The sequence below is a fragment of the Streptomyces sp. NRRL S-37 genome (assembly GCF_000721605.1).
Classification (GTDB): domain Bacteria; phylum Actinomycetota; class Actinomycetes; order Streptomycetales; family Streptomycetaceae; genus Streptomyces.
The window spans coordinates 258725-278540 of sequence record NZ_JOIZ01000010.1; the positions used below are offsets into that span (position 1 = coordinate 258725).

The 19816-nt window shown below is 72.2% G+C and carries 17 protein-coding genes and 1 pseudogene; 7 read left to right on the forward strand and 11 right to left on the reverse strand.

Annotated elements, in window-relative coordinates; genetic code table 11:
* Positions 1 to 110: 110 nt before the first annotated feature.
* Positions 111 to 287, reverse strand: a pseudogene (locus IH50_RS0117400) (LysE family transporter); the annotation flags it as partial.
* 174 nt (positions 288 to 461) lie between these two features.
* Here IH50_RS0117400 and IH50_RS0117405 point away from each other — a divergent pair.
* The 4 genes from IH50_RS0117405 (at position 462) to IH50_RS0117420 (ending at position 5680) form a co-directional block, all read left to right on the forward strand.
* Positions 462 to 656 (forward strand): ribbon-helix-helix protein, CopG family, encoded by a 195-nt coding sequence (locus IH50_RS0117405; RefSeq protein WP_030862426.1) that lies wholly within the window; start codon positions 462 to 464, stop codon positions 654 to 656.
* The gene (locus IH50_RS0117410; RefSeq protein ID WP_030862428.1) at positions 653 to 1045 is read left to right on the forward strand and encodes a type II toxin-antitoxin system death-on-curing family toxin; all 393 of its coding nucleotides are present in this window, start codon (positions 653 to 655) and stop codon (positions 1043 to 1045) included. Before IH50_RS0117405 ends, IH50_RS0117410 begins: the two co-directional genes overlap by 4 nt.
* 450 nt (positions 1046 to 1495) lie before the next feature.
* Positions 1496 to 2506 carry an SDR family oxidoreductase gene (locus IH50_RS0117415; protein WP_030862430.1) on the forward strand — a complete coding sequence of 337 codons (1011 nt, stop codon included), beginning with the start codon at positions 1496 to 1498 and terminating at the stop codon, positions 2504 to 2506.
* A 135-nt stretch (positions 2507 to 2641) separates the two neighbouring features.
* Entirely contained in the window at positions 2642 to 5680 is a 3039-nt protein-coding gene (locus tag IH50_RS0117420) for an FAD-binding and (Fe-S)-binding domain-containing protein (protein WP_030862435.1), read from the forward strand.
* A 3-nt stretch (positions 5681 to 5683) separates the two neighbouring features.
* Here IH50_RS0117420 and IH50_RS0117425 read toward each other — a convergent pair whose 3' ends face one another.
* From IH50_RS0117425 to IH50_RS0117445, 5 genes are all read right to left on the reverse strand, one after another.
* Positions 5684 to 7483, reverse strand: coding sequence for a glycoside hydrolase family 15 protein (locus IH50_RS0117425; protein WP_030862438.1), 1800 nt, complete (start codon positions 7481 to 7483; stop codon positions 5684 to 5686).
* Positions 7480 to 8616: an enolase C-terminal domain-like protein gene (locus IH50_RS0117430; protein WP_030862441.1), complete on the reverse strand. Its 1137-nt coding sequence runs from the start codon at positions 8614 to 8616 to the stop codon at positions 7480 to 7482. Before IH50_RS0117430 ends, IH50_RS0117425 begins: the two co-directional genes overlap by 4 nt.
* Positions 8613 to 10457, reverse strand: coding sequence for a thiamine pyrophosphate-requiring protein (locus IH50_RS0117435; RefSeq protein ID WP_030862445.1), 1845 nt, complete (start codon positions 10455 to 10457; stop codon positions 8613 to 8615). Before IH50_RS0117435 ends, IH50_RS0117430 begins: the two co-directional genes overlap by 4 nt.
* Before the next feature lie 240 nt (positions 10458 to 10697).
* Positions 10698 to 11129, reverse strand: a complete 432-nt coding sequence (locus IH50_RS0117440) for a PPOX class F420-dependent oxidoreductase (RefSeq protein ID WP_030862449.1) — start codon at positions 11127 to 11129, stop codon at positions 10698 to 10700.
* A 91-nt stretch (positions 11130 to 11220) separates the two neighbouring features.
* A complete protein-coding gene (locus IH50_RS0117445) occupies positions 11221 to 11583 on the reverse strand; it encodes an ArsR/SmtB family transcription factor (RefSeq protein ID WP_030862452.1) in 363 nt (120 codons plus the stop codon).
* A gap of 207 nt (positions 11584 to 11790) precedes the next feature.
* On the opposite strand from IH50_RS0117445, the gene IH50_RS0117450 reads away from it, so the two are divergent.
* Complete coding sequence (locus IH50_RS0117450) at positions 11791 to 13230, forward strand: MFS transporter (RefSeq protein ID WP_037872511.1); 1440 nt, start codon at positions 11791 to 11793, stop codon at positions 13228 to 13230.
* Positions 13231 to 13362: 132 nt separating this feature from the next.
* On the opposite strand, the gene IH50_RS0117455 is transcribed toward IH50_RS0117450, so the two are convergent.
* From IH50_RS0117455 to IH50_RS0117475, 5 genes are all read right to left on the reverse strand, one after another.
* Positions 13363 to 13692 (reverse strand): putative quinol monooxygenase, encoded by a 330-nt coding sequence (locus IH50_RS0117455; RefSeq protein ID WP_030862457.1) that lies wholly within the window; start codon positions 13690 to 13692, stop codon positions 13363 to 13365.
* Between the two features lie 31 nt (positions 13693 to 13723).
* A complete protein-coding gene (locus IH50_RS0117460; protein ID WP_030862460.1) occupies positions 13724 to 14749 on the reverse strand; it encodes an NAD(P)-dependent alcohol dehydrogenase in 1026 nt (341 codons plus the stop codon).
* A complete protein-coding gene (locus IH50_RS0117465; RefSeq protein ID WP_051767350.1) occupies positions 14746 to 15558 on the reverse strand; it encodes a metal-sulfur cluster assembly factor in 813 nt (270 codons plus the stop codon). Before IH50_RS0117465 ends, IH50_RS0117460 begins: the two co-directional genes overlap by 4 nt.
* Before the next feature lies 1 nt (position 15559).
* A complete protein-coding gene (locus tag IH50_RS0117470; RefSeq protein WP_030862465.1) occupies positions 15560 to 16558 on the reverse strand; it encodes an amidohydrolase family protein in 999 nt (332 codons plus the stop codon).
* An 82-nt stretch (positions 16559 to 16640) separates the two neighbouring features.
* Positions 16641 to 17435, reverse strand: a complete 795-nt coding sequence (locus IH50_RS0117475; RefSeq protein ID WP_030862469.1) for an acetoin reductase — start codon at positions 17433 to 17435, stop codon at positions 16641 to 16643.
* A gap of 217 nt (positions 17436 to 17652) precedes the next feature.
* Between IH50_RS0117475 and IH50_RS0117480 the strand changes: the two genes are divergently transcribed.
* On the forward strand, positions 17653 to 19458 hold the full coding sequence (locus IH50_RS0117480; protein WP_030862470.1) for a sigma-54-dependent Fis family transcriptional regulator: 1806 nt from the start codon (positions 17653 to 17655) through the stop codon (positions 19456 to 19458).
* A gap of 252 nt (positions 19459 to 19710) precedes the next feature.
* Positions 19711 to 19816 (forward strand): helix-turn-helix domain-containing protein (locus IH50_RS39840; RefSeq protein WP_158801264.1); only part of this gene is annotated, 106 nt, incomplete at its 3' end.

Sequence of the window (19816 nt, forward strand, 5' to 3'; positions counted from 1 at the left end):
GTCGAAGCCGGCCCAGTCCTCCGCGTCCGGATCGGCGGGCACGGAGGAGAACGTCGTCACTCCGGTGGCACAGGTGGCGGCCCGGCCGAGCCGCCGGGCGAGATGCGCGTGCCGGCCGCCGCGAGCACGCCCCACACCAGCAGTCCCGCGGTGATGCCACCCACCGTACGGAGTCCGTCCCGCCGGCCGGCGGCCACCGCCCGCTTGGTCGCGACGGCCATGTCCGGCCCGGGCACCATGGTCAGCACCGCCAGGACACCGAGGGCGGTCACGAACTGTAGGAGCATCCCCGTAGTCTCACATCCGCGGCCCTGTGCCGGATCGTGACCCAGTGCGCGGGCCGCGGACGGGGCGGGCGACCGGTCCCGACGGCGACCCGAGCCCGCGTAACCATGCCGTCTTCGAAAAGTGGGGACGCCACTCGACCGCGCCGTTTGATACCAGACAGGTATCATGGCTGCATGGCGATGACACTCCGACTTCCCGACGACCTTGACGCGAAGCTCACCGAGCGAGCTCGTCGGGAGGGCCGCAGCAAGCAGGAACTTGCCATCGAGGCCATCCGTGAGGCCCAGGACCGGGCCGAGCTGAAGGTCGATGACGTTCTGGCCGAGCTGATGGACAGCGATGCGGAGATTCTGGACTACTTGAAGTGACGAACGTGCGCTACGTCCAGATCGACGAGATCCTGGCCATCGCCCGCGCGGTCAACGGCACCGAGCACAGCGTGCGCGACATGGGCCTCCTGGTGTCTGCGATCGAGCGGCCCCGGACGAATGTGTTCGGAGCCGAGCTGTATCCCACGCTGCACGAGAAGGCCGCGGCGCTGCTGCACTCCGTCGCCCGCAATCACGCGTTGATCGACGGCAACAAGCGCACCGCCTGGCTCGCCATGCGTGTCTTCCTGCGGTTCAACGGCGTGAGCGCCGGTACCGTCCCGCCGCCCGTCTCCGTTGCCGGACCGTTCGTCGAGGACGTCGCGCAGGACAACGTCGATGTACCGGTCATCGCGAAGCACCTGTCGGCCTGGTTTCCAGTGCTCTGACGTCCGACGTCGTGAGGCTCGGGGCGGAACGAGGCTCCGTGTGCGGTGCCGGCTTCCGGCAATCCGCCGGGCGGGCCGGTCCAGTCCTGCGGGGCGTCCGTTCAGCGGGTTGACGCGTATGGCGGCAGGCATCTCGACTTCCGGAGCCGAGCGGGCCCTGATCATGTTGTGCTCGCCGTGCTCGCCGCGCCGGTCATCACGGGGCATGTGGCGAAGTCGACGGGGTCCGACCGCCCGCGGTCACGCTGACCGATGGCGTACCGGTCCCTTGCCGAGCTCCTGTCGGCCTGGTTCCCCGTTCGACTGCTTCCGCGGGGGCTCCGCGGGCCGACCGGGGGTGCGGAAAGCTTTTTGCCGGGTACTCCGGCCTCCGCGACGACTCATGAGGTGTCCGAAACGGCGGCACCGGCCGCACGCCGCTGTCGGGTGCCCGACCGATGTGGAGGAGCGATGAACGGCACTGCACGGCAGACGGTCGTGGTGACCGGGGCGAGCGCCGGGATCGGCCGGGCGACCGCCACGATGTTCGCCGCCCGTGGCGCCAGGGTCGCCCTGCTGGCCCGGGGACGCGCGGGCCTGGACGCCGCCGCGGCCGACGTGCGGGCGGCCGGCGGGCAGGCGCTGCCGATCGTCACCGACATGGCGGAATGGGACCAGGTGAAGACGGCCGCCCGCCGTGCAGAGGAGGAGCTCGGGCCGGTGGACGTCTGGGTGAACAACGCCTTCACGGCGGCCTTCGGCAAGTTCACCGACGTCACACCGGAGGAGTTCCTGCACGCCACGCGGTCGACGTACCTCGGCTATGTGCACGGCACCCGGGCGGCGCTGGACCACATGCTGCCGAGGGACAGCGGCGCGGTGGTGCAGGTGGGCTCCGCGCTCGCCTACCGGGGCATCCCGCTGCAGAGCGCGTACTGCGGCGCCAAGCACGCCATCCAGGGTTTCACCGAGTCCGTGCGCTGCGAGCTGCTGCACGACAGGTCCCGGGTGCGGGTCACCATGGTGCAGATGCCGGCCGTGAACACCCCGCAGTTCACCTGGCTGCGCACCCACCTGCCCCGCCACGCCCAGCCGGTGCCGCCGATCTACCAGCCCGAGCTGGCCGCCCGCGCCGTACTGCGCGCCGCCGACCACCCTCAGCGGCGCGAGTACTGGGTCGGGACGTCCACCGCGCTGACGCTGCTGGCCAACGCCGTCGTACCCGGCCTGCTCGACCGCTATCTGGCCCGTACCGGGATCGACTCCCAGCAGACCGACGCGCACCCGCGGCCCGAAGGGGACGGCAATCTCTTCACGCCGGCGGACGGCACGGAGGACTATGGGGCCCACGGCGTGTTCGACGACCGGGCCCACTCCTTCGACCCGCAGGTGTGGGCGAGCCGCCACGCGGGCACGGCGGCGGCCGTCGCGGGGCTGGCCGGCGCGACGTACGCGCTGCTGCGCCGCCGTGGCGGGAGCTGAGGCACGTCACTCGCCCCGGCCGAACGGGTCTCCCGGTTTGTGCGGGCCGAGCTTTGGATACCCGGCCGGGGCAACACGGCCGGTGACCGCCCGTGGCATACCGGCGCACCCCTCGTCACCCGGTGGGAGTCGTTGATGGACCCGGTCGATCTGCCCCTCCCCGTCGTCAGGCGCCCGCGGCAGCGGCCGGATGCGGCGGCTCTGGAGCGGGACCTGCGCTCCCGCGTCGACGGCGAGGTGCGGTTCGACGCGGGCACCCGGGCGGCGTACTCGACGGACGCCTCCAACTACCGGCAGGTGCCCGTCGGCGTGGTCGTCCCCCGTACGGTCGAGGCGGCCCGGGAGGCGGTGGCGGTGTGCCGGGAACACGGTGCGCCGCTGCTGTCACGGGGCGGCGGCACCAGCCTCGCCGGCGAGTGCTGCAACACCGCCGTGGTCCTGGACTGGACGAAGTACTGCGACCGACTGGTCTCCGTCGATGTGCGGAGCCGTCGCTGCGTGGTCGAGCCGGGCATCGTCCTGGACGACCTGAACCGCCGGCTCGCCGCACACGGCCTGATGTACGGCCCCAAGCCGGCCACCCATCCCAACTGCACGATCGGCGGGATGATCGGCAACAACTCGTGCGGATCGACCGCCCAGGCGTACGGCAAGGTCGTCGACAACCTGCACCGCCTCGAGGTCCTCACCTACGACGGCGTCCGCATGTGGGTGGGCCGGACGGACGACGGCGAACTGCGACGGCTGACGGCCACCGACGGGCGCGTGGGGGAGCTGTACCGCGGCATGACCGCACTGCGCGACCGGTACGCCGGCCTCGTCCGCGAACGCTACCCCGACATCCCGCGCCGGGTCTCCGGCTACAACCTCGACTCGCTCCTGCCCGAGCACGGATTCGACGTCGCCGGGCTGCTCACCGGATCCGAGTCCACCCTCGTCACCGTCCTGCACGCCGAACTCGCACTCGTCCCCGTCCCGCAGCACAGCGCGCTGGTCGTCCTCGGCTACGAGGACATCTGCCAGGCCGCCGACCACGTACCGGCCGTCCTCCGGCACGAACCGGCGGCACTGGAGGGCGTCGACCACCAACTGATCCACTTCGAGCAGAAGAAGCACCTCAACCCCGACGCGCTGAAGGAACTCCCCGACGGACGGGCCTATTTGATGGTGCAGCTGAACGGAGACACCCGCGAGGAGGTGGAGGAGCGGGCCAGGGCGCTCATCGCCGCGAAACCCGACGACGTCGACCACACCTGGTACGACGACCCGCGGCACATCGGAGAACTGTGGAGGGTGCGCGAGTCCGGGCTCGGCGCGACCGCGCACGTCCCCGGGCAGCCGGACACCTGGGAGGGCTGGGAGGACTCGGCCGTGCCGGTGGACCGCCTCGGCGACTACCTGCGCGACCTCAAGCGTCTGTACGAGGAGTTCGACTACGGGCACCCCTCGGTCTACGGCCACTTCGGCCACGGCTGCGTCCACACCCGCATCCCCTTCGACCTGGAATCGGAGGAGGGGATCGCCCGGATGCGGGCGTTCGTGGAACGCGCCGCCGACCTCGTCGTCTCCTACGGCGGGTCGCTGTCCGGCGAGCACGGGGACGGCCAGGCCCGGGGCGAGCTGCTGGAGAAGATGTTCGGGCCGGAACTCATCGAGGGGTTCGAGCGGCTGAAGGGCCTGTTCGACCCGGACAACCGCATGAACCCGGGAAAGATCGTCGTGCCCTACCGGCTCGACGAGAACCTGCGCCTCGGCGCCCACCACCTGCCCTGGGAACCCGGCACCGTCTTCTCCTACCCGCACGACGACGGCAAGTTCAGCCGGGCCGCCACCCGCTGCGTCGGCGTGGGCAAGTGCCGTTCCTCGGAAGGCGGGGTGATGTGCCCCAGCTACCGGGCCACCCGCGAGGAGGAGCACTCCACCCGGGGCCGCGCCCGCCTGCTGTTCGAGATGGTCAACAATGAGGGCGACTCCCCGGTGACGGACGGCTGGCGCTCCGACGCGGTGCACGACGCCCTCGACCTGTGCCTCGCCTGCAAGGGCTGCAAGACGGACTGTCCGGTCAACGTCGACATGGCCACCTACAAGGCCGAGTTCCTGCACCACCACTACAAGGGGCGGCTGCGGCCGCTCGCCCACTACTCGATGGGCTGGCTGCCCGCCCTCGCACGAGCCGTCGCGCTCGCTCCGCGCACCGTCAACGCCTTGGCGTCCGTGCCCTGGACGGCGCGGGCGGCGAAGGCGCTGGGCGGGGTGGCGCCCGAGCGGGACGTGCCGGTCTTCGCCGAACAACGCTTCACCGACTGGTGGCGTGAGCGGGGCGGGCCGCGCGGTGACGGGCGGCGGGGCGAGGTCGTGGTCTGGCCCGACACCTTCACCGACCACTTCCACCCCGCCGTCGGCCGTGCCGCCGTCGAAATCCTGGAAGCGGCCGGATTCCGGGTCAAGGTCCCCGACCGTGCGGTCTGCTGCGGGCTGACATGGATCTCCACGGGGCAACTGGCCGTCGCGCGACGGGTTCTGCGCCACACCCTCGACGTGCTCCGCGAGGACCTGCGCCGGGGCACCCCCGTCGTCGGTCTGGAACCGAGCTGCACCGCCGTCTTCCGTGCCGACGCCGTGGAACTGCTGCCGAAGGACCCGGACGTGGAGCGGCTGCGCGACCGGACCAGGACGCTCGCCGAACTCCTCCTGGAACGCGCCGACGACTGGCGGCTGCCCCGGGTCGACGCCCGGGCGGTCGTCCAGCGCCACTGCCACCAGTACGCCGTCATGGGCTTCGACGCCGACCGCGAGATACTCCAGCGTGCCGGGGTCGACGCCGACGTCCTGGACGCCGGATGCTGCGGGCTGGCCGGCAACTTCGGCTTCGAGAAAGGCCATTACGACGTGTCCATGGCCTGTGCCGAGGCCGGGCTGCTGCCCGCCGTGCGCCAGGCCGACGACTCGACCCTGGTCCTCGCCGACGGTTTCAGCTGCCGTACGCAGGTCGATCAGGCCGGCACCGGACGCACCCCCCTGCACCTCGCGGAGGTCCTCGCGGCCGGCCTGCACGGGAGGGAGCCCGTGGCGGACCGGCCCGCTCCTCCACGACGACGCGCACTGCTGCCGCCGGCGGCCGCGGGCGCCGCCCTGCTCGTGGCCGGCTTCGTGGCCCGACGTCTCCGGGCGTGACGTTCACCAGCCGTCGGACGACGGCGCCTGAGGGCCGCGGCCGAACCGTGCCGAGCACTCCAGCAGCAGCGCGTGGACGAACCCCTGCGGCAGATTGCCGCGCAACTGGCGCTGCGCCACGTCGTACTCCTCGGCGAACAGCCCGGTGGGCCCACAGGCCGAACGGGTCCGCTCGAACCACCGCGCCGCCTCGGTGTGCGCACCCTGTGCGTGGGCGGCCAGCGCCATCGTGAAGCCGCACAGCAGGAACGCGCCCTCCGCGTCGCCCAGCGGCTCGTCCCCGTGCCGGAAGCGGTAGACGTAGCCGTCCTCCGCCAGCCGGCGCACGACCTGCGAGCGGGTGCGGGAGAAGCTGGGATCGTCACGCGGCACCGCTCCCCGGGCCAACGGCAGCAGAAGCGCCGCCTCCGGCCCGGTGTCGTCCTCGGCGCGCTGCCAGTGGCCGTCGGGATGGAGGCAGCGTGACCTGGTGGCGTCCAGGATGCGGTCGGCCAGGCGCGCCCAGTCGGCCGACGCGGGAGTGCGCAGCTCCCGGGACAGCTCGCGCAACCCGGTGACGCAGCAGAGGCGGGAGTGGGTCCACCAGCGGTTCTCCAGCTCCCACAGCCCGGCGTCCGGCTGCGTCCAGCGGTCCGCGACCGCTTCGGCGGCCAGGGCGGCGGCCTCGGCCGCCCGGGCGTCCAGGACGCCGTGACGGGCGGCCGCGGCGAACAGCTGGAGTGCCTCCCCGAAGACGTCGAGCTGGAACTGGCGGCCCGCACGGTTGCCGGTCCGGTCGATGCCGCCGGGGTAGCCCGCGTAGGGCAGGCGGCGTTCGGACGGCAACGGCCCGCCGTCCACCGTGTAGGCGGGACGCAGGTCGCCGCCGTCCTCCAGGAGGCGGTCGGCGACGAAGCGCACCGCGCGCTCCAGCAGGGGGTGCGGGCCGTGTGCGGCGACCGCGAGGCCGGCGTAGCACTGGTCGCGGACCCAGGCGTACCGGTAGTCGTAGTCGCGTCCGGTGTCGGCGCGTTCGGGCAGCGAGGTGGTGGCCGCGGCGACCATGCCCCCGGTGGTACTGGTCAGCCCGTTCAATACCGCGTACGCCATGCGGGTGTCGCGGGGGGCGGCGGTGTCCGAGCAGTCCGGCACGGCCCGCCCCCACCACCGTTCGGTGGCGTTCCACAGGGCCGGCGCGGCGAGGGGAGCGCTCTGCGGCCGGGTGGCGAGGTCCAGGACCAGGTCGTGGGTGCCGCCCTCCGGCAGGCGCAGCCGGGCGTGCAGCCCGCCGCCCGGAGCCGGCCGGGCCTCCCCGGCTCCGGCGAGCCTCACGTGCAGGGCACCGGAGCGCGCCCGCCAGGTGCCGTCGCTCTCCTGCCGCAGCCCGGTCATGGGCCGCTCCCCGTAGTCGGCGCGCACGTCGAGGTCGACGTCGACGACGGCGGCGCCCCGGACGGCACGGATCTGCCGGAGCAGCACCACGCGGCCGGTGTCGGCCGGGACCGCCAGGGCCTCCCGGCAGGAGACGATGCCGTCGGCGGTGACCCACCGGCTGACCCGGATGAGCGTGCCGTCCTCGTAGGAGCCGCCCCACACGTTCCACCGGTCGGCGGGACGGACCCGGAACCGGCCGGGGCCGCCCAGGAGGCCGTTGAAGACGGCGCCGTCGTGCCAGGCGGGCGCGCACAGCCAGGCGATCCCTCCGCGCGGATCGACGAGGGCCCCGCGCTCCCCGTCGGCGATCAGGGCGTAGTCGCGCAGTGCCCAGGGGCTGTCCGCCCCGGCGGCCGTGGCCGCGTCGTCGGGCGTGCCGGGCCGGGTCATGCGATGCGGTAGGGGTCGGCGGCCGCCCGGTCCAGGGTGAGACCGTGGCCCGGCTCACCGGAGGCGCCGGGGGAGACGGTGCCGCCCCGCGGGTCCAGGGTGCCGTGGAACAGCATGGTCTCGATGCGGACGTGGTCGTGGAACCACTCCAGGTGCCGGGTGTTGGGTACGGCGGCGGCGACGTGGGCGTGCAGGTGCGGGGCGCAGTGGCCCGAGATGTGCAGCCCCAGTCCCTCGGCCACGGCCGCGGCGCGGAGCCACACCGTGACGCCGCCGCAGCGGGTGACGTCGGCCTGGAGACAGTCGACGGCTCCCGAGGCGGCCATCCGCGTGAGATACGGCAGGTCGTAGCCGTACTCACCGGCCGCGACATCGGGGGTGACCGCGTCGCGCACCGCGCGCAGCCCGGTCAGGTCGTCGGAGGAGACCGGCTCCTCCAGCCAGGTGACGCCGAGGCCGGCCAGGGACGCCGCCATGCGCACGGCCTGTTTGCGGGTGTAGCCGCCGTTCGCGTCGACGTACAGTTCGGCGGTGTCGCCCACGGTACGGCGGGCCAGCACGGTGCGGTGCAGGTCGCGGGACTCGTCGCGCCCCCAGGACTCGGCGACCTTGATCTTCACGCGGTCGATGCCCTGGCCGCTCCAGCCGCGCAGCTGCTCTTCGAGCTGTGCGTCGTCGTAGGGGGTGAGGCCGCCGCTGCCGTACACCGCGACCTCCTCGCGGGCCGCGCCCAGCAGACGTACCAGGGGCAGGTCCAGCAGGCGCGCCTTGAGGTCCCACAGGGCGGTGTCGACGGCGGAGACGGCCCCGGCGGCGATGCCGGGCCTGCCCGCGTTGCGCAGGGCCCGGCTCATCCGGTCGTTGGCGGCGGGCACGTCGAAGGCGTCGTGTCCGACGACGAGGTCCGCCAGCTCGTGCGCGACGACGGGGGCGGCGGCGGACGAGCCGTAGGTGAAACCGAGGCCCGTCACGTCGGCCGCGGTGGCCTCCACCAGCACCAAGGTCGTCGCGTCCCAGGTCAGGGTCGCGTCGCCGCCGGGCAGATCGGTGGGGACCCGGTACACGGAGACGGCCGGGCGCTCCACGACGGGCCCGTCGTGGAGCGCCCGGCCGTGCGGTGTCCTCCGGGTCACCTGTTCTCTTCGGTGCTGTCGTGCCTGCCCGCGCCGGGGCGGTCGTCGCGGTGGCGGCTGCCGGGCAGCATCTCCTGCACCTTGGCCTTCAGTCCCTGCTTCACCACGGAGGCGCGGTCGCTGTCGCCCTTGAGGATCGCGGTGGCCGCGGCCTCGATCTGGTCCAGGGAGGCGTGCGGCGGGACGGGCGGCACGGCCGGGTCGGTGCGGAAGTCGATGACGAACGGCCGGTCGGCGGCCAGGGCCCGGTCCCAGGCGGCCTCGACCTGCTTGGGCTTCTCCACCCGCACGCCGTCCAGACCGATGCGCCGGGCGATGTCCGCGTACGGCAGGTCCGGAATGTGCTGCGACTCCTCGAACTGCGGGGCGCCGGACATGGCGCGCATCTCCCAGGTGACCTGGTTGAGGTCGCCGTTGTTCAGTACGGCGACGATCAGCCGGGGGTCGGACCACTCGCGGTAGTACTTGGCGGCGGTGACCATCTCCATCATGCCGTTCATCTGCATGGCCCCGTCGCCGACCAGGGCGATCGCCGGCCGGTCGGGGTGGGCGAACTTCGCGCCGATGGCGTACGGCACGCCGGGGCCCATCGTCGCCAGGGTGCCGGACAGGGAGCCGCGCATCCGGCCGCGCAGCCTGAGGTGCCGGGCGTACCAGTTCGCGGCGGAACCGGAGTCGGCGGCGAGGATCACGTCGTCGGGCAGCTTGCCGTCCAGGGCGTGGACGACGTACTCGGGGTTGACGGGGTCAGCGCCGACGGCGGCGCGCCGCTGCATGACCTCCCACCAGCGGGCGACATTCTTCTCGATCTCTTCCCGCCAGGCCCGGTCCTGCTTGCGGTGCAGCTTGGGCAGGAGCCGCCGGAGCGTCTCGCGGGCGTCACCGACGAGGTTCACCTCGTTCGGGTACCGCAGGCCGATCATGTGCGGGTCGATGTCGATCTGCACGGCCCGCGCCTGGTCCAGTTCCGGCAGGAACTGCGTGTACGGGAAGCTGGAGCCGATCATCAGCAGGGTGTCGCACTCCCGCATCAGCTCGTAGGAGGGGCGGGTGCCCAGCAGTCCGATGGAGCCGGTGACGTAGGGCAGGTCGTCGGGCAGGGCGTCCTTGCCGAGCAGGGCCTTGGCCACCCCGGCACCGAGGACGTCCGCGAGCCGCTCGACCTCCTCACGTGCACCGCGGGCACCCTGCCCGATCAGCACGGCGACCTTCTCGCCCGCGTTCAGCACGTCGGCGGCCCGCTGGAGGTCCTCGTCGGCCGGCACCGGCGCGTAGCGGCCCAGACCGAGGCTGGAGGGCACCATCTTGAAGGCGTGCGTCGGCGGGCTGTAGTCCAGTTCCTGCACGTCGGCGGGCACGATGATCGCCGTCACGGTGCGCTTGGCGTAGGCGGTGCGGAACGCCCGGTCGATCAGGTTCGGCAGCTGCTCGGGGACGGTCGCCGTCTCGCAGAAGTCGGAGGCGACGTCCTTGTAGAGACTCGCGAGATCCACTTCCTGCTGGTAGGAGCCGCCCATGGCACTGCGGTTGGTCTGCCCCACCAGGGCCACGACGGGAACGTGGTCGAGCTTGGCGTCGTACAGCCCGTTCAGCAGGTGGATGGCGCCGGGGCCGGAGGTGGCCGCGCACACGCCGGCCCTGCCGGAGAACTTCGCGTAGCCGACGGCCTGGAACGCGGACATCTCCTCGTGCCGGGACTGGACGAACTTCGGCGTGTTGTCCGCCCGTCCCCAGGCCGCCAGCAGACCGTTGATGCCGTCGCCCGCGTAACCGAAGACGTGGTCGACATCCCATTCGCGCAGCCGCTGGAGGATGTAGTCGGACACCTTGGTGCTGGCCATGCGAGCTCCGTCCCGATCCCGTCGACGATCCACAGCCCTCCGGCGTCCGGACCGTGCACGGCGGACGCGCGAGGGCACGACTCTTCAGGGGTAACCGCGCGGGTACGGGCGAAACGCCGTCCGTGCGGCAGCGGGGCGCGTCCGTCAGGCGGCGGGCCTGCGGAACTGCTCGATCATCGCCGCGTAGCCGCTGCCGGCGTGGCCGCCGGCCACGCCCTCGTTCCCGTGCCCGCCGTTCCGTCAACCGATGTCGGCCCCGTAGACGTGGTCGACCGTCATCGTGATGAGCACGCGGCGGTCGGAGACCATCACCGCCCGGTACTCGTCCCAGTCCGGGTGCTCCCCGGCGGCGGCCCGGTAGTAGTTCACCAGCGCCTCGACCTCGGGTCCGTGGGGGTCGGCGCCCGGTCCGGTGATCGTGGCGATGCCCTCGGCGGTGGCCCACGACATCCCGTCGGCGCTGGTCACCTCCAGCGTGGCCCGGGCGTCCCGCCGCAGGTTCGCCACCTTGGCCGTTCCGGCGCCGGTGGACACGTGGATGACGTTCGCCGACGCGTCGTAGAACGGCTGGACGGGGGAGAGCTGGGGCCGCCCGTCCGCCTTGATGGTCGCGAGCACACCGATCCGGCTCTTCGCGAGCAGCACATGGGGGTTGAAGCTTGTGGAGGTCATGCCCTGATTGTCGGCCTTGCCTTCGGCGCCGCGTACCGAACCGGCCACGGCGCGTCTCGGCGACGCCCGGGGCGGTCCAGCCGTAGGCCCGTCAGCCGTCCTGCCGCAGAACCAGGTCGAGCAGGCCGGGGAAGCGCTCGTCGAACTCGGCGCGCCGCAGCCGGTTGAGCCGCTTGGGGCCGGCGTCGCGCTGTTCCAGCAGCCCGGCCTCACGCAGCACCGCGAAATGGCGGCTGAGGGTCGCCTTGGTGACCGGCACGTCGAAGCTGCCGCATGCGCGCTCCCAGTCCCCGGCCCCGGCGAGCTCGCGTACGAGGGTCTGCCGGACCGGGTCGGCGAGGGCGAGCAGCGCCGTCTCCAGCGGGACGTCACCGGGATGCGTGTGGACCGGAGGCGTGCGGTGGCTGCCCGTGCTGCCCGTGGATGCCGTCGACTGCCGGTGCGGTGCCGTCATGGCTGGTTGCTCCGTCCTGTACGCGCGCGGTCCCCGACGGGCGCCGCGCACGGATTGCAGAGTGTTTGATGATCTGCGTACACTCCGAGTGTTCGCTTGCGGGCGAACAGTCTATCGGGGTCGGCGGGCCGGTGGCCCATGGCCGGGCGCTCCCGCATCCCGCATTCCGCACCCGCACTGCCCTCGGGCGCCAAGGAGGACGACCCCGTGCCACAGGCCCGACCCGACAAGACCCGGCCCGGACCGACGCTCTTCGCGGCCTGTCTCGGTTTCGTGGTCGTCATCCTGGACGTCAGCGTCGTGAACGTGGCCACCAAGGTCCTCGTCGTGGACTTCGGCGGCGGTCTGTCCGGTCTGGAGTGGGTGATCAACGGCTACACGCTCACCTTCGCCGCCTTCCTCCTGACCGCCGGCGCCATGGGCGACCGGTACGACCCCGAGCGCATCTTCGTCACGGGCTTCACGCTCTTCGCCGTGACGTCGCTGGCCTGCGGAGCCGCCCCCTCCCTGGTCGCCCTGATCGCGGCCCGCGTGGCCCAGGGCGTCGGCGCCGCGCTGATCGTGCCGTCGTCCCTGTCGATCGTGAACACCAACTTCCCCGACCCCGCCGAGCGCACCCGCGCCGTGAGCCTGTGGGCGGCGGCCGGCGGACTCGCCCTCGCGCTCGGTCCGGTCGTGGGCGGACTGCTGGTGGACTCGCTCGGCTGGCGCTCCATCTTCTACGTCAACGTTCCCGTCGCCGCCCTCGGCATCGTCCTCGTCCGCGCCTACGCCAGGCCCGCCCCCGCCCGCGACACCTCGGTCCGACGCTCGCTGGACCTGCCCGGTCAGGTGCTCGCCGTGGTCGGCCTGGGCGCCTTCACCGGGGCGGTCGTGGAGGCCAACGCGCAGGGCTGGACCTCGGCCGTCGTCCTCACCTGCTGGGCCGTCTTCCTCGTCGCGCTCGTCGCTTTCGTCATGGTGGAGCGCCGCAGTGGTGACCCGATGCTTCCGCCGCACCTGTTCGGCCGGAAGGCGTTCACCTCCACGTCCCTCATCGGCGTGCTGCTCAACTTCGCCTTCTACGGCCTGATCTTCGTCTTCAGCCTCTTCTTCCAGCAGGTCCGGGACTACTCACCCCTCGTCGCCGGACTCGCGTTCCTGCCGATGACGGCCGCCATCATGGCCGCGAACCTGGCATGCGGGCCGCTCGTCAGGCGCTTCGGCGCCCGGACCGTGCTGATCACCGGCAACACCCTGGCCGCCCTCGGCTACCTGGCCACCGTGCCGGTCGTCGGTTCCGGGGCGTACGCGCAGATGACCGTCCCGTTCGTCGTCGCCGGGTTCGGTATCGGCCTGGTCGTCCCGTCCATGACGAACGCCATGCTCGGCTCGGTGGACCCGGCCAACGCCGGCATCGCCTCCGGAGTCCTCAACGCCTCCCGCCAGTTGGGCGGACTCATCGGGGTCGCGGTGATGGGCCTGCTCGTCGGCGAGGCGGCCTCCGACCAGTTCCCGTCAGGACTGCGGGCCGCCCTGCTCTCGGCCGTGGCGACCCTCGCCGTCAGCGCGGCGCTGAGCGTCGTCGGCCTGCGCACGCCCCGGGCATCCGCCGAGGCGTCTCCGACGGCGGCCACGCCCGCCCCGAGCGGCGTCGATGCGCGCTGACGGCCGGAAGCCGGCCGCACGGCGCCTCCTCCGTTCACCCCCGACCCGGCGGCAGGCGGCAGGCAGGGGAGGGGGCCGAAGCCCGTACGCCGGCTTCGGCCCCCTCCCTGCCGCCGCGTCCCGCGCCCCGCGTCAGCCTTCGCCGACCGCCATCTCGCCGAGCAGGGACCAGTCGTCCTGGGGCACCTGCGCATTGACGATCCTGGGCGTCGCGGCGAGATGGGGTGGCAAGGTCTGCTGCGCCGCCTTGAAGTGCGCCGAGCCCACGTGCGCCGCACCGGCCTCGTCGTCCCGGAAGGCCTCCACCAGGACGTACTCCGTCGGATCCTCGATGCTGCGGGACCAGTCGAACCACAGGCAGCCCGGCTCGGCGCGCGTCGCGCGGGTGAACTCCGCCACCACCTCGGGCCATCGGTCGGCGTGCTCGGGAAGGACACGGAACTTCGCGGTGATGAAGATCAAGGGGGTGTTCCCTTCGTCGTTCGGTGTGGGGTCACGGGGTGAGGATCGCCCGGCCCCGGATGCGGCCGCTCTCGAGATCGTCCAGGGCGTCCTGGAAACGGTCGAGAGAGTACCTGGCGGTGTGCAGGCGTACGCGGCCCTGCGCCGCCAGGACCATCAACTCACACAGGTCGTTGTAGGAGCCCACGAGGTTACCGATGAAGTTGATCTCGGCGGAGATGATGTCGATGGTCGCGACGTCGATGTTCTCACCGTAGCCGACCACGTGGTAATCGCCCGCCCGGCGCAGCATGCCGACGCCGTCCCCGGTGGAACCGCCCTCGCCGACGAAGTCGATGACCGCCTCCGCCCCCTGCCCGCCGGACAGGTCGCGCACCCGCTCCACGTGGTCGCCGTCCGCGACGACGCCGTGGTCGGCGCCGATGGAGACGGCCAGGGCCACCGCGTCGGGATTGCGGTCGACGACGACGATCTCGGCGGCGGTCAGGGCCTTGAGCACCTGCACGCCGATGTGCCCGAGGCCGCCCGCGCCGATCACCACGCACCGGTCGCCCGGCCGCAGCCTCCGGGCGGCCTTGGCCGCCGCGTGGTACGCCGTCAGACCCGCGTCGGCGAGGGCCGCCACATCGGCAGGTTCCAGGGAGTCGTCGATCCGCACGACACTGCGCGCGGAGGTCTTCAGGTACTCGGCGTAGCCGCCGGCCGTGTCGATGCCGGGGAAGAGGCTGCTCTCGCAGTGCACGTCGTCACCCGCCCGGCACGCCCGGCACAGCCCGCAGGTGATCAGCGGATGCACGATGACCTTGTCGCCCTCGCGGACGTTGGTGACGGCGGCGCCGACCGCGTGGACCCAGCCGGCGTTCTCGTGACCGATCGTGTAGGGCAGCTCCACGCCGGATTTCTCCGCCCACTGCCCCTCCAGGATGTGGAGGTCGGTGCGGCACACGCCGGCTCCGCCGATCCTGACGATCACGTCGTACGGGCCGGTGACCTCCGGGGCCGGGACCTCGGCCAGCTCGAGGTTCTTGCCGTAGCCGACGACCTGGACTGCTTTCACGAGACGTTCTCCTTCGGTGGAACGGTGAGGTGGCGGAGGTCCCCGGCGTGCGCGGGCGGCGCCGCTGCCGCGAACTCCTCCTCGCGCGGACTCTGGTCGGCCGCGGACCGCGGATAGCGGGTGCGCAGCAGACCCCGGCAGAAGTGCGCGTTGCCGTCGATGGACACCCGCACCGAGCGGGCGAAGCGGAGACGGAGCGGGATCTCGTCCGGCGCGTAGCGCCGCCCGTCCCCGTCCACCAGGACCGGGTCGGACGGTGCCACCCCGAGGCCCAGCGCCGCCCGCCGCCGCAACAGCGCGCCGGTGGCCGCCGACTCGGGCAGGTCGCCGATCACCACGTCGTGGAGGTCCTCCTCGGTGAGGTCCGGGCTCGCCCGGAGCAGCAGGGTCAGCACCCTCTCCATCGCCGCGGCGTGCGCCTTGCGGCGGAACGTCAGCCGGAGCGCCTCGAGGTCCTTCTCCGCCTCGGCCCCGAACGTCCCCCGGTAGCCCGCGTCCGCGGCCAGGCCGCGGTTGATCAGGTCCGAGTCGTGGTGGTCGTCGAGCAGCACCACGACCTGACGGGTCCAGGGCAGCGCGGTCAGCGCGTCCTTGGAGTCCGAGGCCATCAGGTAGGCGAAGTTCGGCGAACAGAACGAGGTGGGGAGCCGCAGACGGACGGTGAGCGCCCCGTCGGGGGCCACCGTCACGGAGCGCACGAACCCGAGGTCGGTGATCGGCTCGTCCAGCTCCGGGTCGTACACCGTGTCCAGCGCCGCGCGGGCGGACCGTTCCCGCGCAGTCGGCGTCCGCGGTGTGCCGGCGGGCATCTCAGGCCACCGCCGGTTCGCGCAGGCGCAGCCCGGCCGGGACCTCGATGCCGTACATGGCGGCCGCGTTCAGGCCGAGGATCTTCTTCTTCTGCGCCACGGTGACCGGCGCGTACTCCGTCATGTCCTCGGGGATCTGGAAGTCGACGAACCGCTCGATCAGCCAGCGGGGCGTCCACAGCGCGTAGTCGCTGGAGAACTGGATGCGGTTCTCGTCCAGCCAGTACAGCAGTTCGCCGATGATCTGCGCGAAATAGCGCGGCCGGCTGTGGATGAAGGGCATCGCGACCGCGAGACCCGCGTGCACGTTGGGCTCCTGCGTGGCGATCCAGCAGAAGTCCTCGAGCCGGGGCAGGCCGCAGTGCTCGACGACGAAGTTCAGCTCGGGGAACCGCGTGGCCGCCTTGTCGACGTCCGCCACGTCGAAGGCGTCCCGGTCCAGCGGCCGGATGGTCGGCCCCTTGTGGATGTGGATGTTGTCGATCCCGAGTTCCTGGCACACCTCGAGGTAGCGGTACGTCCACGGATCGTCGAGCTTGTAGCCGCGGCTGTCGCCCTTCCACTCGGCGGTGTACAGCTTGACGCCCTTGAGCTGGAACCGTTCGGCGTCCCGCCGCAGCCGGTCGAGTCCCTTCTGCTCGTAGCGGGGGTCCCACGAGTGGTTGTACGTCAGCTTGTCCGGGTGCCGCTGTGCGAGTGCGAAGGCCTCCTCGGTCTGCCCGAAGCCGTTGCGGTAGAACGCGCCCAGCCGCGCGGGCTGGAAGATCGCGTGGTCGACGTACCCGTCGACGAAGAGGTCCTTCATCAGACGCTCGCCGCCGTAGTAGAGGTACTCCTCGTACGGCCAGAGCTCCGATTCCGGGCTCAGGTTCCGGTGGTAGTCGTAGAAGCAGTCGATGAACTGCTTGCCGTGGATGTTGAGCTGGTTCTCGGGACGCGCGTCCCAGAGCGCGACGTGCGCGTCCACGATGAAGTAGTTCTCGCCGTCCTTGGAATACATCTCTCTCCTCGGTTCGCGGTGGGTGGCCGGCCGGATCGGTGCGCGACGACGGGCGGGCCGGGCGGGTGCCCGGCGCCCCGGATCAGGAGAACTGGATGCCGCCGTCGATCATGACGGACTGGCCGGTCATGTAGTCCGAGTCCGGCGAGGCCAGGTAGGAGACGAAGGACGCGACGTCCGCGGGCTCCTCGACCCGGCCGAGCGCGATCGCCTCGGCGTGCTTCTTGATGGCCTGGCCCTTCTGGATGCCCGCCTCCTCGGCCAGCCGCTCGTCGATCAGGTCCCACATGTCGGTGCCGACGATGCCCGGGCAGTACGCGTTGACGGTGATGCCGTGCCGCGCCCACTCCATGGCCGCGGCCTGGGTCAGCCCGCGTACGCCCCACTTCGACGCCGAGTAGGTGCCGAGCAGCGCGAACGGGCGGTACGCGACGATCGAGGCGGCACCGATGATCTTGCCGCCGCCGCCCTGGGCGATCATCTGCCGGGCCGCGGCCTGGTAGGAGAGGAAGACACCGCGCAGGTTCACCGCCATGATCTGCTCGAACTCGTCGACCCCGGTCTCCAGCAGCGGAGTGACCCGGGCGATGCCGGCGTTGGCCACGAAGACGTCGACCCTGCCGAAACGGCCCGCGACCTCCTCGACGAGGGCGTCGGTCTGCTCCTTGCTGGTCACGTCGGCGTGCACGGCCAGGGCCCGGCGGCCCGTCTTCTCGATGCCGGCCGCCACCTCGCCCAGCTCCTCGCCCATGCCGGGGAGGTCGGCGACGGCCACGTCCAGCCCGTCCGCGGCCAGCCGCTCCGCGATGCCGCGGCCGATACCCCGGGCGGCGCCGGTGACGATGGCGATACGGGCTTCGTTCCGGTCGGACGTCATGGGTCCTCCTGTGCTCGACGCTGAGCAGCCGCACCCTTCGTGCGGCGCTGCCCAACAGCGTGGAGGCAGGGGGTGCCGTCGAGTTTTTCAATGTGGAACACACCCGGTCCGACCTCGGCCAGGACGCGGGAAACCCACGGGAAAGTCGTGGGTAACCACCCGTTGACAGGCGCAAACGCCTTCGTAATATGGCGGAAACACGCTCATCGGAGGCGCCATGCTCAGTGACGGCACAGCGCGGGACCGGACCATCGCGCAGGCGCGCCTGAGGTTCCTCGAGGACGCGGAACTGCCCGCGGCGATCGTGCCCGAGGGCATCCTCAACTCCTGGCAGCGTTCCAAGTACCTGGGGATCGGCACGGACGAGGTGGTCGTCCCCTACCAGCCGGACTACGACCGGGAGAGCCGCCTGGTACGCGCCGCCACGCCGGTCCTGGACCGGCTGGAGCAGGCACTGGCGGGCTCGGACGCCTGTGTGATCGTGACGGACCGCAACGGCTGGGTACGCGATCGCCGCGTCGGCGAGGAACGGCTCTCGGCGCACCTGGACCGGGTCCATCTGGCGCCCGGCTTCAACTACGCCGAACAGTTCGTCGGCACGAACGGCATCGGGGTCGCCCTCGAGGAGCGCCGGCCCAACGTGGTGCTGGGCACCGAGCACTTCAACGAACGCCTGCAGAACGTCTCCTGCGCCGCCGCCCCGATCCGCAACCCGGTCACCGGACGGGTCGAGGGAGCCATGAACCTGACCTGCTGGAACGGCCCGGCACGCGCCCTCATGGCAGCCCTGGTGCAGGAAGCCGTCGACGACGTCGAGCGCGTGATGTACGAGTCCAGCAGCGCGCACCAGCGCGCCCTACTGGAGGCGTTCCAGCAGGTCACCCACTACGGCGACCGGCCGGTGCTGTGCCTCGGCCAGGACCTCGTACTCGCCAACACCGCGGCCTCGGCCAGGCTCGACGGCGACGACCACCGGCTGCTGCACGAGGCCGCCGCCGAGCTCGGGCACGCGCCACGCGCCCGGAAGGAGGTGCGGTTGACCGGCGGGGAGACCGTCCTCATGCGGTGCCGCCAGGTCGACAGCCCGGCGGGTGCGGCCGGATACCTGCTGGAGCTGGCCTTCACCGACCGCCCCTGCGCCCAGAACCCCACCGGCGCCGGCCCCCGCTCCCGTGAGGACCGGGACGCGACCCGGCCGTGGCCGCTGCCGGGCCTGGCCGGCACACACCCGGCGTGGAACGCCGTCTCCCGCACGGTGTCGCGCTGCGCCCGCGAGCGGACGCCGCTCCTGATCCACGGCGAGACCGGGACGGGGAAGTCCGCGCTGGTCCGTGCCGCGCACGCGCTGACCGGGGCGGCCTCGGCACCCGTCGTCGTGGACGCCGCGGCCCCCGGCGCCGCCGAGACCGGGGACGACCTGTCGGCCGCCCTGCGCGCGGCGCCCACCGGACCGGGCCGCGCCCTGGTCCTGCGGAACGTGGACGCGGTGGCCCCCGGGCAGGGGCCCGCCGTCGCCCGGGCGCTGGACGCCGCGGCGACACAGGGCACCTGGGTCGTGGGCACGCTCCACCGCGCACCGGGCGTACCGGAGCCGCTGCGGCACTGCTTCCTCGAAGCGGCGGCGGTACCCGCCCTGCGGCACCGCCTCACGGACCTCCCGGCCCTGATCGACTGCCTGCTGCGACGCGTCGGCGCGGGCGTGGAATGCGCCCCGGAGGTCCTGCCGCTGCTGCGCCGGCACGACTGGCCCGGCAACGTCCGTCAACTGGGTTCCGTCCTGAGCAAGGCCGCAGCGGGCCGCCGTACGTACCGGATCGAGCTGCACGACCTGCCGCCGTCCCTGCACAGCACGGGCGGCCGGTCCCTGAGCGCCTGGGAGGCGTCCGAGCGCGACACCCTGGTCCAGGCCCTGCTGGAGGCGGACGGCAACAAACTGCTCGCGGCCCAGCGGCTCGGCATCTCCCGTACGACGATCTACCGCAAGATGCGGGCCTACGGCATCACGCTCCCCGTACGCCGCTGAGACGGGCCGGGACGGGCGGATTCGACGTCGACGCCGGGGGTGTACACCCGGGGTGGAGATTCGGCCGTTCATCGGGTCTCTCCTTCGTGGATACCCCTGCCTTCAGGCAGGGGTGGGGGTACCTCCCGCTTGCGGGGGAGAAACGAAGCTCCTGCGGAGCAGGGAAGGAAAAGCCGGTTCGCCGCGGGTGGACCGGTGTCCACCCTCAACCGCCCGCACTCCGTCACAAACTGATGCAGTAGTATGTGAGCCGTGAAGACCACCCACGTGAAGCGGGCGTTCAAGTACCGCTTCTATCCGACCGACGCGCAGGCAGCCGAGCTGTCGCGCACGTTCGGCTGCGTGCGGAAGGTCTACA

Bases quoted from the DNA above. Each gene is read 5' to 3' on its own strand.
- IH50_RS0117445 (WP_030862452.1), bottom strand. From the start codon at position 11,583: ATGACGGCACCGCACCGGCAGTCGACGGCATCCACGGGCAGCACGGGC.
- IH50_RS0117470 (WP_030862465.1), bottom strand. From the start codon at position 16,558: ATGTATTCCAAGGACGGCGAGAACTACTTCATCGTGGACGCGCACGTC.
- IH50_RS0117405 (WP_030862426.1), top strand. From the start codon at position 462: ATGGCGATGACACTCCGACTTCCCGACGACCTTGACGCGAAGCTCACC.
- IH50_RS0117480 (WP_030862470.1), top strand. From the start codon at position 17,653: ATGCTCAGTGACGGCACAGCGCGGGACCGGACCATCGCGCAGGCGCGC.
- IH50_RS0117415 (WP_030862430.1), top strand. From the start codon at position 1,496: ATGAACGGCACTGCACGGCAGACGGTCGTGGTGACCGGGGCGAGCGCC.
- IH50_RS0117425 (WP_030862438.1), bottom strand. From the start codon at position 7,483: ATGACCCGGCCCGGCACGCCCGACGACGCGGCCACGGCCGCCGGGGCG.
- IH50_RS0117440 (WP_030862449.1), bottom strand. From the start codon at position 11,129: ATGACCTCCACAAGCTTCAACCCCCATGTGCTGCTCGCGAAGAGCCGG.
- IH50_RS0117465 (WP_051767350.1), bottom strand. From the start codon at position 15,558: ATGCCCGCCGGCACACCGCGGACGCCGACTGCGCGGGAACGGTCCGCC.
- IH50_RS0117435 (WP_030862445.1), bottom strand. From the start codon at position 10,457: ATGGCCAGCACCAAGGTGTCCGACTACATCCTCCAGCGGCTGCGCGAA.
- IH50_RS0117475 (WP_030862469.1), bottom strand. From the start codon at position 17,435: ATGACGTCCGACCGGAACGAAGCCCGTATCGCCATCGTCACCGGCGCC.
- IH50_RS0117420 (WP_030862435.1), top strand. From the start codon at position 2,642: ATGGACCCGGTCGATCTGCCCCTCCCCGTCGTCAGGCGCCCGCGGCAG.